12 protein-coding genes are annotated in these 15,730 nt (G+C 70.2%); 4 read left to right on the top strand and 8 right to left on the bottom strand.

Annotation, left to right across the window (positions count from 1 at the left end):
- Nucleotides 1-169 precede the first annotated feature (169 nt).
- Nucleotides 170-403, top strand: a complete 234-nt coding sequence (locus tag ACH34S_RS37580; RefSeq protein WP_395957670.1) for a hypothetical protein — start codon at nt 170-172, stop codon at nt 401-403.
- 91 nt (nt 404-494) lie between these two features.
- On the opposite strand, the gene ACH34S_RS37585 is transcribed toward ACH34S_RS37580, so the two are convergent.
- Both ACH34S_RS37585 and ACH34S_RS37590 read right to left on the bottom strand, forming a co-directional pair.
- Nucleotides 495-1,556, bottom strand: a complete 1,062-nt coding sequence (locus tag ACH34S_RS37585; RefSeq protein WP_395957671.1) for a restriction endonuclease — start codon at nt 1,554-1,556, stop codon at nt 495-497.
- A gap of 487 nt (nt 1,557-2,043) precedes the next feature.
- Nucleotides 2,044-2,730 (bottom strand): TetR/AcrR family transcriptional regulator, encoded by a 687-nt coding sequence (locus tag ACH34S_RS37590; protein ID WP_395957672.1) that lies wholly within the window; start codon nt 2,728-2,730, stop codon nt 2,044-2,046.
- 79 nt (nt 2,731-2,809) lie between these two features.
- Here ACH34S_RS37590 and ACH34S_RS37595 point away from each other — a divergent pair, with 79 nt between their 5' ends.
- Together ACH34S_RS37595 and ACH34S_RS37600 are read left to right on the top strand one after the other, a co-directional pair.
- Entirely contained in the window at nt 2,810-3,769 is a 960-nt protein-coding gene (locus tag ACH34S_RS37595) for an MBL fold metallo-hydrolase (RefSeq protein ID WP_395957673.1), read from the top strand.
- 10 nt (nt 3,770-3,779) lie between these two features.
- Nucleotides 3,780-4,313 carry a carboxymuconolactone decarboxylase family protein gene (locus ACH34S_RS37600; RefSeq protein WP_395957674.1) on the top strand — a complete coding sequence of 178 codons (534 nt, stop codon included), beginning with the start codon at nt 3,780-3,782 and terminating at the stop codon, nt 4,311-4,313.
- A gap of 201 nt (nt 4,314-4,514) precedes the next feature.
- Here ACH34S_RS37600 and ACH34S_RS37605 read toward each other — a convergent pair whose 3' ends face one another.
- From ACH34S_RS37605 to ACH34S_RS37630, 6 genes are all read right to left on the bottom strand, one after another.
- The gene (locus tag ACH34S_RS37605; protein ID WP_395957675.1) at nt 4,515-4,811 is read right to left on the bottom strand and encodes a hypothetical protein; all 297 of its coding nucleotides are present in this window, start codon (nt 4,809-4,811) and stop codon (nt 4,515-4,517) included.
- Nucleotides 4,812-6,315: 1,504 nt separating this feature from the next.
- The gene (locus ACH34S_RS37610; RefSeq protein ID WP_395957676.1) at nt 6,316-8,178 is read right to left on the bottom strand and encodes a CocE/NonD family hydrolase; all 1,863 of its coding nucleotides are present in this window, start codon (nt 8,176-8,178) and stop codon (nt 6,316-6,318) included.
- Nucleotides 8,179-8,377: 199 nt separating this feature from the next.
- Nucleotides 8,378-10,387: a WD40 repeat domain-containing serine/threonine protein kinase gene (locus tag ACH34S_RS37615; RefSeq protein ID WP_395957677.1), complete on the bottom strand. Its 2,010-nt coding sequence runs from the start codon at nt 10,385-10,387 to the stop codon at nt 8,378-8,380.
- Nucleotides 10,388-11,088: 701 nt separating this feature from the next.
- Nucleotides 11,089-11,766 carry a response regulator gene (locus tag ACH34S_RS37620; protein ID WP_395957678.1) on the bottom strand — a complete coding sequence of 226 codons (678 nt, stop codon included), beginning with the start codon at nt 11,764-11,766 and terminating at the stop codon, nt 11,089-11,091.
- 58 nt (nt 11,767-11,824) lie between these two features.
- The gene (locus ACH34S_RS37625) at nt 11,825-12,985 is read right to left on the bottom strand and encodes a sensor histidine kinase (protein ID WP_395957679.1); all 1,161 of its coding nucleotides are present in this window, start codon (nt 12,983-12,985) and stop codon (nt 11,825-11,827) included.
- Nucleotides 12,986-13,038: 53 nt separating this feature from the next.
- A complete protein-coding gene (locus ACH34S_RS37630) occupies nt 13,039-13,308 on the bottom strand; it encodes a hypothetical protein (protein ID WP_395957680.1) in 270 nt (89 codons plus the stop codon).
- On the opposite strand from ACH34S_RS37630, the gene ACH34S_RS37635 reads away from it, so the two are divergent.
- A complete protein-coding gene (locus ACH34S_RS37635) occupies nt 13,307-15,475 on the top strand; it encodes an MMPL family transporter (RefSeq protein ID WP_395957681.1) in 2,169 nt (722 codons plus the stop codon). The genes ACH34S_RS37630 and ACH34S_RS37635 overlap by 2 nt on opposite strands.
- Nucleotides 15,476-15,730 lie beyond the last annotated feature (255 nt).

A 15,730-nucleotide genomic window follows, 5' to 3' on the forward strand; every position in this document is an offset into this window, starting at 1 on the left:
TGTCTCCCCTGCCGGAGGCGCCGATCCCGACAGCTCGCGAACCTTCTCGGCGTCTACGTCACGGTGGGCGCCGGGAAGGCGGAATACGGGCTGGACGTGGTGGCGTCCGGTGACGCGGGCTTCGTGGACGCGGGACTGGATGAGCGCTTTGCGGGCTGCGGAGTGCGCCGTGGTCGACTGCCTCTTTGATGCGCTCCCGGACATGTGCGCGGTCGTTTTCGGTCGGTGCCTAGGGGACGTCGGCGAGGGCGTCGTGGAGTTCGATCTTGCGTTCGCGAAGCTGAGCGATGGTGTCGGCGAGTTCGCGGACGCCGTGTCCGCAGGTGTCTTCGGGCAGGGTCTTGGCTTCGAAGGCCCGCAGGTAGCGTTCGATGCTGGCCTTGAGCTGCCCCGGGTTTCGTGACGTCCGTGACGTACCCTGCTCTCGTAGGTTCGCCGATGTACCCCGCGTTTTGTGTCGGGATCCGTTCCCCCTGAAGGACCAAAGCTTCGGTCTAGGAGTCGCTGTCGCTAAGCATCCAGACACGGCGCAGCGGGAGCCTTGCGCGGATGTCTTCGGGGAGCCGGTCGTAGGTGCGCAATACCGCGGTAACGACATCGGCAGCCTGCCACACTCGTACGCGCAGCGCCTGGTTCTTCAAGGTGTCGCGGGCTGGCTTGGTCAGCCCGTCCCAAGCGACCAAGAGGCCCTGTTCGGCACCGTGAGTTGTCATGACGCCGTGCAATTGGGTGACCACTGGTGCCCCTATCTGTCCGCCGGATTTGATCTGTGCCAGCAGCCGGGGGCTATCCAGACCGAGAGGGCCTCGGCCGGCGGTGATATCGACGCCGCCGTCGGGGCCGGGTGGTGACTGGTCGCAGTAGAAGCCCTCCGCGGTCAGCACCGCCGACACCAAAGTCGCCAGCCCGTGACCCGCGAACTCCTCGGCGATGCGTGCGGTGATCTGGTCGAGAGCCGCCTGCTCGATATCAGTTGCCAGTTCTGGCTCGTCGACGTCGGTCCCTTCACCAGGTTCCGTTACCGTGGCGGTCCCGGGTGACGGGCCGATGAGGGCCGCGCTACCGGGATCCGCGCCGGTTGACAGGAGTTGCTCCAGACGCGTCACTGCGTTGTTCTTGCTCGGCGCAAAGATGGTCAGCGAACTCCCCAGGCTAAACAGCAGGTCCTGCTTGACCGCCGTGCGCGGAAGGTCCGTGCGTTTCCAGTCGACCTTGACCACGTGGCGTTTGTCCGGGTCCGGGTCGTCGCCGCGGTAGGTGTAAGCACCGGTCACGCGGCCGAACGCGATCTGTTTGGTTGTTTTGAGTGGCATGACGAGCAGGTCGCCTGCCTGGATACGGTTGCGCAGCGCCCACATCTGTCCGATGAAGTTGTTGAGGCGGCCATCAGACGCGGTGGGGAACGTCGCAGCGACCACCTTCGCCAAGTCCTCGCGAGTGGTGCAGTCGGTCAGATCCGGAACCTCACGCCAGCCACCACCAGACCATCCTTGTTCCAGCGCCCATTGATCCCGCTCGCCGTACCGTCCGGCTCGAACCACCCACGCCTGCGCCACGGAGCCTCCATCATCCAGGACCGGCCGTCGCCCGCTATGAGCAGACATCCCCAATGTGGGGCCAATGTAGGCCAACAATGTTACGGAGTGCCGACACTGCACTTCCGAAGGAAGGTGGTCCGTGAGAGCCATAGTCGAACCTCTGCGGACACAGACCTGCTGCGGGTGGACATGTTCGCTCGTTGTTTGCTCGTATGTTGCGGAACGCGTGGGCAGTAGGCGGCATAGAGCGGCATCGCAGGCTGCTGCTATTTCCTCATCATGGGACGCAACGACAGGTGCTGACACCCGGAATAATTGACCAACAGCTCCAACCTCGGACTTCTAATCCGACGGTCGCGGGTTCGAATCCTGCCGGGCGCGCCCCCGTCTGAGCTGCGGTTTTACCGTTGCCAAGAGCCCGGATTCTGTCCCGGTTCGTCCCCGTGTTCGCTCGATGTTCGACGGTTGGTTCGGAGGGGTCGGCCGTGGCTGGTCTGCGGTGGCGTCAGCTTGTCGCCTGGCCTGAGCGTTGTCCCCTGGCCTGGCGCTCGGTGTGGGCGGAGCGCGCTGCGGGCCAACCCGGCGACGGTGTGGTCTCCTGCGCCAAGCCGGTGAGCACGGCCTGGACGAGGCGTTCGGTGTGCAGGTCGGCGGCCCCGGGGCCGTCGAGGGTGATGAGTCCGTCGGCGAGCAGGGTGGCGAGGCCGTGGACGGCGGCCCAGACGGCGAACTCGGCGCCGGGGCGGGCTTGGACGCTCAGGTCGCCGATCTCGACGAGCCGGTCCAGTTCGGTGTCGAGCACGTCGTGCGGGTGCGGCGAGATCGCGGCGTCGCCGTCGCGGGGGCCGGAGCCGAAGGTCAGGCGGGCGACCGCGGGATCCTCCAGCGTCCAGCGAACGTAGGCGCGCCCTGCAGCCACGAGTCCCTGCCGGACATCGGCGCCCGGTGCGGCGGCTTGGGCGGCGGCGTCGGCCATCTGCTCCCCGAGCCGGGACAGGACGCGCACGGACAGGGCACGGACCAGCGCGTCGCGGGAGGAGAAGTGGTGGTAGGCGGCGCTCGGGCTGACTCCGACCCGGGCCGAGGCCTCACGCAGCGACCAGTTCGTGTCGCCGTGCTCGTGGACGAGTTCCTCGGCGGCGTCCAGCAGCGCGCCGCGCAGGTCCCCGTGGTGATAGCGACTCCTGCCCATAGCATCGATCTTAACAGTGCTCAGATTGGTGGTACGGTCGGAGACTGAATCTAAACACTGCTCAGATTGGAGGGCGATCATGTGCCCCACCGACCCCTCATCGAACGTCGTGCCCGAACAAACCGCCGGCCCGGACGTCGGCGGCGTGCCGGATGTCAGCGGCGCGCCAGCGCCGGTCGTGAGCGGTGAGCCGGTCCAGGTTTCCGACGGCGTCTACGTGATCCCGGACCGGCGGGTGGAGCTCGTCCCCAACGTCGGCATCGTCGTCGGCGAGAGGGCCGCGCTGGTCGTCGACACCGGCATGGGGCCGCGCAACGGCGCGCACGTCCTGCGGCAGGCGCGCCGCCTCGCCGGCGAGCGGCGCCTGTTCCTGACCGTCACGCACTTCCACCCCGAGCACGGCTTCGGCGCACAGGCCTTCAAGGGCGCCGCGACCATCGTCTACAACCGGGGACAACGCGACGAGCTGCATCGCAAGGGCGCCGCATACCTTGACATGTTCCGGGGCCTGGGCCCGGCCATCGCGGCCGAGCTCGAAGGCGTCGAGTTCGTCGATCCCGACCTGGTCTACGACGGTCAGGCCGAGATCGACCTCGGCGGTCACACGGCCGTGCTGCGACCCGTCGGCCCCGCCCACACCGCCGCCGACCAGGTCGTGCTCGTCGACGACCGGGTGCTGTTCGGCGGTGACCTGCTCGAGACCCGCATCTTCCCGATCACGCCGTACTTCCCGCCGCACGACACCGACGTCGACCCGCATCGCTGGATCGGTGTGCTCGACCAGCTCGGCGCCCTGGCCCCCGAGGTCGTCGTCCCCGGGCACGGCGAGGTGACCGACGCCTCGCTGATCGGCGACGTCCGCGACTACCTGACCTACGTCCGCGACGAAATTGGGCGCCTGCGGGCTACCGGAGTCTCCGCCGACGATGCGGCCACGGCCATCGACACCGATGCCCGCGCCCGCTGGAGCACCTGGGAACGGCCCGAATGGATCAGTTCCGCCGCTCGGGCCTTCTACGCCGCCGCCCCCTCCGACTGAGTGCCACATCATGAACACGCGAAGAGATGGCGCTCGCCCGGCAACCCCCGAATCCGATGGCCGGCGAGAGCGCGGCATCTCCGTCTACGCCGAGATCCTCAACGTGCCCGAGCCAGACGTGCTCGCCGCCTTCTCCGCGCGGGTCGGGCTGCCGTTCGCCGAGGAGCAACTGCAGGCGGCCGGCGGAGCCGCCTGGGCACACCCCGCCCTCACCGGACGCGACCGCGACATCGCAGTCATCACGGCCCTGACCGCCCAGGGCGTATCCGGCGACCGCCTGGCCACCCACCTGCGACAGGCCCGCCAGCACGGGCTCGGCGAGGACGCGCTCACCGCCCTGATGACGCTCCTTGCCGGCTACCTCGGATACCCCCGCGCCTCCCTCGCGATGGAAGCCGTCCACGATCTGTTCGACGCGGACCCGCCGGGTGCCACAGCGCACCCGCCGCCACCTGCTCCCCCAACCCCAAAGGACAACAGCAAAGAGAATTACGGCACCACTCAGCCCGCTCGACTCGCCACACAGGGTGAAAAAGGTCAATAACGTGAGCCGGATGGCCAGGGCGCCCGGTTGGCCCAGTCCTTTAGCTGGCGGGCCGGGCCCGTCACGCGCGTTCTTGTGAAGGTGCCGGGGTGATGTTCAAATTCTGCCGGGCGCGGCACCCCTGACCAGCCCAAACACCTAACCGCCCCTCTGCTTGTAGCCCTCGTAGCGCGATCAGGTGGAACGCCGCACAGCCGGTGCTCATGGATCGCGTGCAGGAACTCGGCGGTCTGCGCGGCCGTCCACACCGCCACCGGAGGCCGCTCCCCCGTCCACTGCCAATGCTCCGACCCGTGCCGCAGTCCACACCACCGCACGCGGACGCCGCGCCACCGGCAACTCCACCCGCGACGCCGGATCATCACCGATCAGCCCGTGCCGGATCGCAGCGTTCAACGCGGTGCGCAGCATCGCCCAGATCCGGTTCAAGGTCGCCGCCGACAACGGCGCACCCCGCGCCTCCTGCCGACAGGTAATCGCCGCGAACATCGCCTGCACGTGCGCGACGACAACTCCGCCAGCACGATCCGGCCCAAGTACAGGGCGAAATAGCGGCGGACATGGCACGCGTAGTTGTTGATCGTGGACGCCGACCTGGCACGAGTGGCCAGCCACTGCGCGAGCCACTCCTCCACCGTGAGCAACCCACCACCCGCACCGGACGGCTTACCCAATTGCGCCAGGGCCTCCTCGACCGCCTTCCGCGTACCGAAGCCACCATGCCGGATCCGCCGGCGGCGCCCATCGGACCCGACCGGCAACTCAAGCCGGACATACCAGCACCCATGCCGACGACCAGTCCCCAGCTTCGGACACCGCGTACCCGTCCCAGCCGAGCGGGACGGCCGCGCCCGGCAGCCTCGGCCCGAAGCCCTACCTGGACGAGTTGGTCGTCAACGTCGTCAACGACGACTCGGCCCGGATGGACGCCTCGTGTCCGGCCAGGTCGACGCCATCAACCAGGTGCAGTACGCGCAGACGGCCTGCTCGCGTTCCCGTAGTTGGCGAACCGCTCGCACACCCACTGCCGGTTCGGGGTGAGGCTCTGAGCGGGCCCGGATCTCTTGTTCCAGGAGGATGCTCTCTTGTTCGAGTGCGGCATTGAGTTTGAGGACGGTGCCGAGTTGGCGTTCGAGCGCTTCGGCTTGGGATGTTGGGCAAGAGTCTTGAGGGCGGGGTTATCCCCACCATCGACGCCCCCCGGCTCAAGCTGATGGAGTCCCGGACCGGGGCGTGGAGCGGGATCTACATGAACATGCATTAGTCCCCCCTCGACGACCCGCGGGGGCGGCGGGCGCTGCGGTTGGCGATCGACCGGGAGCAGGCGCTCACGGCGTGCACGTCCGGGCACGGCGTGGTGGCGAACGACCTGCCCGAGCCGTCCGCCCGGCTATCCCAAGTCGCTGGTGCGCAGGCGGGACGTCGCCCGAGCGCGCCAGTTGCTCAAGGAGGCAGGTAAGGAGGGCGTCACGGTCGAGCTGGTCACCGGCCCGGTCTCGCCCGAGGCCGTGCCCATGTGTGCGGTGCTGGCGAAGAACGCCGCCGAGATCGGGATGACCACCAAGGTCCGGCAGGTCGGACACCGCCACGCTGTTCGGGCCCAACTTCCACGACTGGGAGTTCTCGGTCGACAAGTGGCCGCCGCAGGGCGACTATCTGACCCTGATGACGCTGACCGACCTCAGCGACACGACCACGCTGATCCGCCCGCCCGAGGCCGACCTCCGCGAGCTGCGGTCGATCTCCGAGAAGGCGCAGGCCACCCGGCGACCAGGCCGAGCGGCTGCGGCTCACCGAGCGGATGTACCGGATCCAGTTCGACCGTGGCGGCTGGACCATCCCGTTCTTCGCCGACGTCGAGAACGCCCACAAGGTCCAGACCGGCGGCTGGCCCAAGAACGACTTCTCCGGACGGACGTTCGGTAACGCCCACTTCGAGCAGGTCTACCTGGCCTCCGGCTGGCCCGCGGCCGGGGGGCGCGGGCCAGCCGTTACGCCGGGGTCAGCGGACGGGCGCCGGCATGATCGGCAGCGTGATCGACGACGGGTGCTCCGGGTCGTGCAGGACGGTCTGCGACGCGGGCTGCGTGGTCGTGTCGGCGCCGAACTTCCCGCCCGTGTTCGGGTTCCGGTCGTACATCGGGAAGTTGCTGCTGGAGATTTCCAGCCGGATGCGGTGGCCCGCCTTGAACAGGTTGCTGGTCGGCCACAGCTTGATCGTGTACTTGTAGACCTCCCCGGGGGTGATCAGCTCCGGCTTCTCCAGCGAGACCCGGTACCGGGCGCGCTGGATGCCGTCCCGGACCAGCATCGAGGTGCCGTCCGGGTGGACGTCGGTGAGCTTCGCCGTCCAGTCGGTGTCCTTCGCCGAGGACCTGGCGTACAGCGTGACCGAGATCGGGCCGGTGACCTCGGTGTCCTTCTGCAGCGGCGGGGTGCTGTAGACCAGCACGTCCGGCCGCTGCTCGACGGGCCGCTGGTCCTGCGGGCCGCCGGGCACCGAGCTCTGGAATCGGCCGCCGACGCTCGGTACCGGGTTCGCCGGGTCGTACTGGTACTGGTCGGCCTTCTCGTCCGTCGCGGGCGCGGTGGTATCGAGCGTGCCGCCGCCGTTCGCCGTGTTCGCGTCGCCCTTGCTGTGCAGGTAGTACGTGGTGTTGGCGGTGCCGGGGATCGGCCAGGAGTCAGCCGTGCGCCACTTGTTGGCGCCCATAACGAAGACCTTCACCGGCGGATCCTCGTCCACGCCGTTGTCGATCCCTTTCAGCCAGTGGTCGAACCAGCGGAGGTGCAGATCGCCCACCGCGACGACCGCCTCCGGACCGAAGTCGACGGCGCCCACCCTGCGGCCCGAGCCGCCGTGCGTCCACGGCCCGACGAGGAGTTGCGTGCCCTGCCGGGCGACCTCGGACCCGCCCTGGGCGCGCATCCCGGCGAAGTTCTCCACCGTCCCGTTGAGGAAGATGTCGGACCAGCCGCCGAAATTCAGCGACGGCACCTTGACCTGCGGGTACTTCGTGCGGATGCTCCAGCGCTTCCAGTAGTCGTCGTCGCTCGGGTGGTCGATCCAGTCGAAGTAGTACGGCGCGATGCGGTCGTCCTCCGGGTACAGCGGCGGGAAGTTGTTCAGCGGCTGGTGCTTGTACCACTTGGCGTGCAGGTCCCGCGACGCCTGGGTCATCTCCGCCCGCAGCTTCGCGCCGTCCGGGAGCTTGCTGATGACGCCCCCGTTGAGGAAGCTCAGCAGCCAGTCCTGGATGAACGCCTGGTACAGCGCGCCGCCCTCGTAGGTCCATCCGTCGTAGATGTCGGAGGACGTGAACGCCGGGGCGATCGTGACCAGGTGCGGGGGCGTGAGGGTGGCGGGCAGCCACTGCGTGAGCCCCGGATAGGAGAACCCGTACATGCCGACCTTGCCGTTGGAGTGCGGCAGAGCGGCGGACCACTCGATGGTGTCGTAGCCGTCCTCGGCCTCGCTCCGGTACGGGTAGAAGGTGCCGTCCGACTTGTACTCGCCGCGGACGTCCTGCACCACGACGAGGTAGCAGGCCTTGGCGTAACGGTCGGGGGCGCCATAGACGAAGCTCAGGGCGCCCTCCTTGTTGTAGGGCAGCCGCATCAGGATGACGGGGAACTCGCCGTCCCCCTTCGGCGTGAACACGTTGCTGCGCAACACCGTCCCGTCCCGCATGGTGGCGGGGACATCCTTCTGGACGGTGAACTCGCATTCCTCCGCCTTCGGTGCCGCCTCGACTGGGGGCGCGGCGGCGACGCCACCCAGCAGCACCACGGCCGCCGCTACAAGGGACAGCCGCCAGCTGCGACTTCTTCTGTTCGCCCAGGTCGTCCGCCGTCTCGCGCGCATCGCCGCAACTCCTTCCCGGCCGGGGCGGCGGGGCCGCCCGGCGACTGTTCGACGTCGTCGGGCGGAGCATCGCATGATCACGACGGCCGGTCAGGAGGGCGGTCAGAAACTGTCGGGCGAACGGTCGATCGGTGCGATGAGCGGTCTATTTGTGGCGAATTGCCGGAATCCATCGGACGCGCGAATCCGCTCCCTCGCGTCAGCGCAGGTTCCAGATCGTGATGGTGTCGCCGACGGCGCTGCCTCCGGCCAGCTTCGAGCCGTCAGGGCTGAACGCCAGCGAGCCGGCCTGACTGTGGAAATCAGCGGTGACGCGGCCGGTGGAGACGTCCCACAGACGGACACTGTTCTGCTTCTCGTCGATCCCGGCGATGACCTTCCCGTCCGGGCCGAAAGCGATGTCGCTGTCGTAGTGGACGCCGGTAACGATCCGGAAGCGGCGCCGGTCCTTCCAGCTCCAGAGTTCGATGGTGCCGCCGAAGGTGGCAGCGGCCAGCGTCGTGCCGTCCCGGCTGAAGGCCAGCGACCGTACCTGGCGGTCGGCCAGCGACCGTACCTGGCGGTCGCGGGTGCGGAGGACACCGGCCGACCGGCCCGTGGCGGCGTCCCACAACCGGGTACGGGGCGTCATGCGGCCGTATGGATCCCAACCCGGGTCCTCCCCGGTGATGAGGGTCTTCCCGTCCGGGCTGAACGCCACGGCCGGGATACCGACGCGGACAGGATCGAGGTCGGGTCCCGAGTCCAGGGAGGAGGGGACAGCGGTCGCGGTGATGCCCGTGACCGTGCGGCCGGTGGCCACGTCCCAGATCCGGATGTTCCCGTCGTGGTCACTTCCGGCCAGGCGGTCCCCGTCCCGGTTGAAGTCGATGTCGGCGACCTGGTCGCGGAGGCCGGTGAAGGCGCGGACGAGGCGGCCGGTGGAGACCTCCCACAGGCGGACGTCGTCACCCGCCCGCGCCGCCACGGTCCCGCCGTCCGGACTGAACTCGAGCGGTCCGGTGTCACCCTGGGCGTCCAGGGTGCGGATGGCGCGGCCGGTGGCCGGATCCCACAGGCGGACGGTTCTCTTACCGGCACTTGCCAGCGTCCTGCCGTCCGGGCTGTACCTCAGCGCCTCGAATGTCAGGTAGTCCGGGCCTCCGATCCCGCTGGCCGTGGGGGACGGCGCTGGGCCCGCGGTGCCTCTCCTGGGTTCCGGCCATAACGTGCCCGCGACGATCACGACGGCGCAGGCGACAACGAACAGCACTCCCAACGCGATGGCCTGTTTCCGGGAGGCGGGCGCATCCATGACAGTGCCTGCGGTCGGTGCGGCCGCGGTTGGATCCAATGCGACGGCGGATGCCGGTTTCGGGGCCGGTTCCACGATCGGTACCGCGTCGCGGGCGAGGAAGGCGAGCCGGTCGCGGACGCGTTCGACGGGCCACCGGTCGTCCGGGTCCTTGCGGAGGAGGCCGTCCAGCACCTCGGAGAGCGGCCCGGCGTGGACGACCGGAGCGGGCTCCTCGGTAGTGATCGCAATGTAGACGGAGCCGTGGGTCGGGCCGGTGAACGGCGGGCGTCCTTCGGCGGCGGCGTACAGGGTGGCGCCCAGCGACCACAGATCCGACCGGGGCGTGACAGGCAGGCCGCGCACCTGTTCGGGCGACATGAACGCCGGGGTGCCCAGGACCGTCCCGGACCTGGTGAGCGTGGTGTCCCCATCCAGGGCGGCGATACCGAAGTCGGTCAGGACGACCCGGTCATCACCCTCCAGCAGGACGTTCGCGGGCTTGACGTCACGGTGCACCACGCCCAGGACGTGTGCGGCGGCCAGAGCTTCCACCATGTGCAGGCCGATGCGCGCCACCCGGGCGGCCGGCAACCGTCCTCGCTCGTCCTCCCGGAGCAACTCGGCCAGGGACCCGCCGTGGACGAGTTCCATCACGATCCAGGGACGGCCGTCGTCCCCGATCACCCGGTCGTACACCGTGACGATGCCGGGGTGACGGAGGCGGGCGGCGGCCCTGGCCTCACGGTCCATCCGGGCGTACCGGACCCGGCGCTCCTCCTCGTCGAGGACGTCGGGGAGCCGTAATTCCTTGACGGCGACGTCGCGGTCGAGTTCGGTGTCGCGGGCACGCCAGAGCGTTCCCATCCCGCCCTGCCCGATCCGGTCGAGGATCCGGTACCGGCCCGCCAGTATCAACTCAGGATCCCCAGCCATGCCGGAAAGATGATCCGACTGGCACGCCCCCGGCCACGCCTTGTCGCCGAACGGCCAGGACCCCCCGCCCTCAACGGCGCATCAGCGCGAAACTCCCCAGCCGAGGTACTCGCGCCCGTACCACGCGTGGTGGACGGGGGCAGCGTCCAGCTCGGCCCGCACCTCGGCGGCCGGCCGGAACGGAGACTGTGCTTGGCGGGAAATCGGCACGCGCCAACGTCCACGCTTTAATCACGCTGTCCCTGGCCGCAAATGGGTCCGCCCCACCTCTTCGCAGCACCCACGCGGCTGACCCCTGTCAGTCGACGCCCCGCCGAGGGCTCGCGCACCATTCCCCATGCGTGCTCCCGTCGCCCCCGCCCCGAAAACCGAAGTGACGGGAGCACGCATGGTTCTCCAACAGTCCCGAACAAACGTCAACGAGCGTCAACACGACCACCGCTGACCCGCACCATCTCAAAAACCGCAGGTCCGCGATGATCGCGGACTACCTTGACACTGTAGGGACCGCTCTGTCGCTCTGCCGCTCTGCCGCGTCTGCGCAGCCCGCTTACGCGCGCACCCCCTGCGCCAGCTGCGGCAAGGCCCGGTCGGGCGCCTACCGCTATGTGCCAGCAGGGCCTCTTCGAGCTCGTACGCCGAAATATCGACGACCATCCAAGATGGAACGGTCTCGGCTGTGGTGCTCGGGAAGTTGTTGTTCAGTGGCCGATGTCGTGGTCGCCGACCTCGATCAGGCCGCTCTCGTACGCGAAGATCACGATCTGGGTGCGATCGCGCAGGCCGAGCTTGGCGAGGATGCCCGAGACGTGCGACTTGACGGTCGCGGCGCCGATGTGGAGCTCCTTGGCGATCTCGGGGTTGCTGGATCCGCGCGCGATGGCGGCCATCACCTCGCGCTCCCGGTCGGTGAGGCGCTCCAGCCGGCGCGCGGTGGCGGCGTTGACGGTGCGGTGCTCGGCGAACCGGGTGACGAGGCGGCGGGTGATCACCGGCGCCAGCAGCGCGCCGCCGTCGGCCACGGTGCGGACGGCGCCGGCGAGCTGGTCGGCGGGGATGTCCTTGAGCACGAAGCCGCTGGCACCGGCGCGAAGGGCCCGGTAGACGTACTCGTCAGGGTCGAAGGTGGTCAGGATCAGGACCCGGACGTCCCAGTCGGACTCGGTCAGGATGCGGGACGTCGCCTCCAGGCCGTCCATGTCGGGCATCCGGATGTCCATGAGGATCACGTCCGGACGGTGCCGCCGCGCCGCCTCGATCGCCTCCAGCCCGGTACCGGCCTCGGCGAGGACCTCGATGTCGTCGTGCACCCGCAGGATCATGGCGAAGCCCCCGCGGACCAGTGCCTGATCGTCGACCACGAGGACGCGGATGCTCACGCGGCTCCTTCCACGCCCGGCGGTTCTCGCCCGCGAGAGGCTGCGGCCCGTCGTCCGCTCACGCCGGCCGGCCCTCGGTGGGCAGATGCGCGACGACGCGGAACCCGCCGCCGGGGCGGGGCCGGGCGTCGACGGTCCCGCCCAACAGTAGCGCCCGCTCCCGCATCCCCACGAGGCCGTGACCTCCCGTACCGGCTCGCACGGCGCCCGGTCCGGCCATGACGGCGGTGCCGTGGCCGTCGTTCAGCACCTCGATGACGATCTCGCTCTCGCCGGCGCCGAGCCGCACCTCGGTGCGGGCGCCGGGGCCGGCGTGCTTCAGCACGTTGGTGAGCGCCTCCTGGACGATGCGGTAGGCGAACAGGTCCACGCGGGCGGGCAGTCCGTCCGGCGCCACGTCCGCCACCAGCGCGACCTCCACGCCGGCCGCGCGGATCTGCGCGAGGAGCCGGGGGAGGTCCGCGAGGCCCGGCTGGGGGCCGAGGCCGTCGAGGTCGGTTTCGGGGCGGAGGACGCCGAGCAGGTGGCGCAGCTCGTCCAGCGCCTGACGCCCGGCCTGCTCCACCGCTCCCATCGCCTGCAGGGCGCCGTCGAGATCCTGCGCGGCCACGGCCTTGGCCGCGCCCGCCTGGATCGTCATGAGGCTCACCCGATGGGCGACCACGTCGTGCAGTTCGCGGGCGATGCGGGTGCGCTCCTCGGCCAGGATCCGGCGGGACTCGGCGGTCTGCTCGCGCAGCAGCTGGGCCGCGCGCTCCCCGCGCAGCCGGAGGCGGCGCCCGACGTACCACGACCCGAACATGAAGAGGATGCCGACGATGACCACCTCCAACCAGGGGGCCGCATCGTCGCGGCCGTCGATGCCGAGCAGGATGATGGCCACGGTGATGCCCACCGGGACGTACCGGTTCACGGCGCCATGACGGCCCACGCTGTAGAGGGCGATGAGCACCGTGAGTCCGCCCTGCTCCCCGCCGCCGGCGATCGTCACGGCCCAGACGGCCAGCGCGACGCCGAGCACGATCAAGGGCCCCCGCCTGCGCCAGTAGAGCGCCGCGGCGCCCGCGGCCGACACCGGCAGGACGAGGAGTGAGACCTCGCCGGGGGGACGGATGAGCAGCGAGTCGCCGGGGCCGTCCTCAAGGAACACCGTGAGGAGGAAGGCGGCGAACGCCAGGACGGCGTCCGCGGCGCGGGGCCAGCGGGTGAAGGGGTTCACGCCTGTCTCTCTGACGTGCTCGCTCGGCGCGCGGGACGGCGCGCCCGGGCCGCTCACCGTCGCTCCCCGGTGATCCATGCGGTGGGCCATCGCGGCTGGTGGGCTGGCACGGGTTCACCGTAGGCGAGGTCCGGGACGCGGTCATCCGCCCGCAGTCGGAGGCGGGCCTCCGCCGCGCGGCGGGCGGGCGCGCGGCGCGGCGCCCGCCCAGCGTGGGACGGCGGAACCGCCTGCAGGCGGGCGACCTCGCAGGCCCCGGCGAGGACCGTGGAACGCGGCGCCGCTCCCGGCGCCCCGCCGCCCGGAACAGGAGCATCGGTCATGCATCGCCTCGTCCGCAGCATCGGCGCCGTCAGCGCCCGCAGGCCATGGATCGTCATCGGAGCGTGGCTGATCGCCGCCGCCCTCGTCGTGGGGCTCGCGGGCACCGTCGGCGGCTCGTTCGCCGACGACTTCGCCGCCCCCGGAAGCCAGAGCGAGAAGGCGATGGAGCTGCTGGACGAGCGCTTCCCCGAAGCGTCCGGCGGCAGCGCCAGAGCGGTGTTCGCCGCCCCGGAAGGGCAGCGGTTGGAGCGCTACCGACCCGCGGTCGAGGCCGCGGTCGCGCGGATCGCCGCCGTGCAGCACGTGACCGGGGTGACCGATCCGTTCACCGCGGGCACGGTGTCGCGTGACGGGCGCATCGGCTTCGCCGAGATCGCCTTCGACCGGCCGGACACCGAGCTGGGCGCGGAGCCGATCGCCGAGGTCGCGGACGTGCTCGAACCCGCCCGGGCGGCGGGCGTCAGGGCCGAGCTCGGCGGCGACGCGGCCTTCGTCAACGCCGAGCCGGTGACGTCGGCGACCGACGCCGCCGGGCTGGTGGCCGCGCTGGTCGTCCTGCTCGTCGCGTTCGGGACGGTCGTGGCCGCGCTCGTGCCGATCACGCTCGCCCTGGTGACGGTCGCCGCGGGCCTGGGCGGCATCGCGCTGCTGGCCGCCACGATGGACGTCTCCGGCGCCGCGCCGACCATCGGCGCGGTGATCGGCCTCGGCGTCGGCATCGACTACGCCCTGTTCATCACGGCCCGCTATCGCGAGAACCGCGCCGCCGGGCAGGACGGCTCCACCGCGCTCGCGGACGCCATGGGATCGGCGGGCTCCGCCGTCCTCTTCGCCGGCGGCACCGTCATCGTGGCGATGGGCGCGCTCCTGCTGACCGGCCTGGGCTTCCTGATCTCGGTGGGCATCAGCGTCTCGATCGTCGTGCTGTTCGCCGTGGGCACCGCCCTCACGCTGCTGCCGGCCCTGCTGTCGGTGCTCGGCGACCGCATCGACCGGGGCCGGCTGACGCGCCGCCGGCGTCCCGTCAAGCAGGCCGCGGACACGGCCTGGTGGCGCCACGCCCACCGTGTCTCCGGCCGGCCGTGGCCGTACCTGATCGTGGCATCGGCGGTGCTGCTCCTGCTGGCCGCCCCGGCCCTGTCGATGCGAACGGGCTTCCCGGACGCGGGCGACGACTCGCCGGGCACCACGCATCGCCGCGCCTACGACCTGCTGTCCGAGGGCTTCGGCCCGGGCTTCAACGCGCCGCTGCTGCTCGTCGCCGACCTGCGCGCCCCCGGTGTGGACGCCCGGGGCATCCCCGCGCTGTCGGAGCGCCTCGCCGCCGACCCCGGCATCGCCACGGTCGGAACTCCGCGGACCTCCCCCGGCGGCGACACGGTCGTGCTGCCCGCCATCCCCACGACCGCGCCCGCCGGCACCGAGACCTCCCAGACCCTCGAACGCGTGCGCGGCCTCGTCCCCGCCAATGTCTCGGTGTCGGGCCTGACGGCCATGACCGACGACCTCACCCGGCAGCTCGACGCCACCCTGCCGATCTTCGTCGCGGCGATCCTGGCCACGTCGTTCCTGCTGCTCATGCTGGTGTTCCGATCCATCGCGGTGCCGCTGAAGGCCGTCGTGATGAACCTGCTGTCGATCGGCGCCGCGTACGGCGTCGTGGTCGCGGTGTTCCAGTGGGGATGGCTGGCGGGCCTGTTCGGCCTCGAAGGGACGTACCTGATCGCCTCCCCGCTGCCCACGATCTTCTTCGCGATCCTGTTCGGCCTGTCCATGGACTACGAGGTGTTCCTGCTCTCCCGCATCCGCGAGGAGTACGACGCCACGGGCGACAACGCCGAGTCGGTCGCCCGCGGCATGGCGAGCAGCGGCCGCGTGATCACCTCCGCCGCATTGATCATGACGGCGGTGTTCCTCAGCCTCGTCCTCAACGCCTCGCCGCTGGCGAAGATGCTGGGCCTCGGGCTGACCACGGCGATCGTGCTCGACGCGACGCTGGTGCGGATGGTGCTGGTGCCGGCGGCCATGGCGCTGATGGGCCGCGCGAACTGGTGGCTGCCGCCCCGGCTCGACCGCCGGCTGCCCCACCTGAACGTCGAGCACGCCGGCGATACCCCACGCACGCCCCGGCCGGCACCCCGCACCGAGGCCCCCACCAAAGGCTGAAAGCTCCAACCGCAGATACCAGCTCCCATACCGTCGGTCGGGCCACCAACTTCGGGCAGCGGTCTCCCCACGCCTTCCCCGTCCGCGGATCCACACACCCACATCGTCGGCAGATCCCACCGACACTCTTGACGATCGCCCTACATGGTTCGTACACCAACCTGTCCTAGATCATCGTCGGCTTCCCGTGATGCGCGCTCACCAGAGCGGCCTACCGTGAGAAACCGCCCGATGCTCCTCCGCTTCACCGTCCTG

This window comes from Actinomadura sp. 3N508 (genome assembly GCF_044326375.1).
GTDB lineage: Bacteria > Actinomycetota > Actinomycetes > Streptosporangiales > Streptosporangiaceae > Spirillospora.

Coding starts and splice junctions, on each gene's coding strand:
- ACH34S_RS37590 (WP_395957672.1), bottom strand. CDS start 2,730: ATGGGCAGGAGTCGCTATCACCACGGGGACCTGCGCGGCGCGCTGCTG.
- ACH34S_RS37595 (WP_395957673.1), top strand. CDS start 2,810: ATGTGCCCCACCGACCCCTCATCGAACGTCGTGCCCGAACAAACCGCC.
- ACH34S_RS37600 (WP_395957674.1), top strand. CDS start 3,780: ATGAACACGCGAAGAGATGGCGCTCGCCCGGCAACCCCCGAATCCGAT.
- ACH34S_RS37610 (WP_395957676.1), bottom strand. CDS start 8,178: ATGCGCGCGAGACGGCGGACGACCTGGGCGAACAGAAGAAGTCGCAGC.
- ACH34S_RS37615 (WP_395957677.1), bottom strand. CDS start 10,387: ATGGCTGGGGATCCTGAGTTGATACTGGCGGGCCGGTACCGGATCCTC.
- ACH34S_RS37635 (WP_395957681.1), top strand. CDS start 13,307: ATGCATCGCCTCGTCCGCAGCATCGGCGCCGTCAGCGCCCGCAGGCCA.
- ACH34S_RS37630 (WP_395957680.1), bottom strand. CDS start 13,308: ATGACCGATGCTCCTGTTCCGGGCGGCGGGGCGCCGGGAGCGGCGCCG.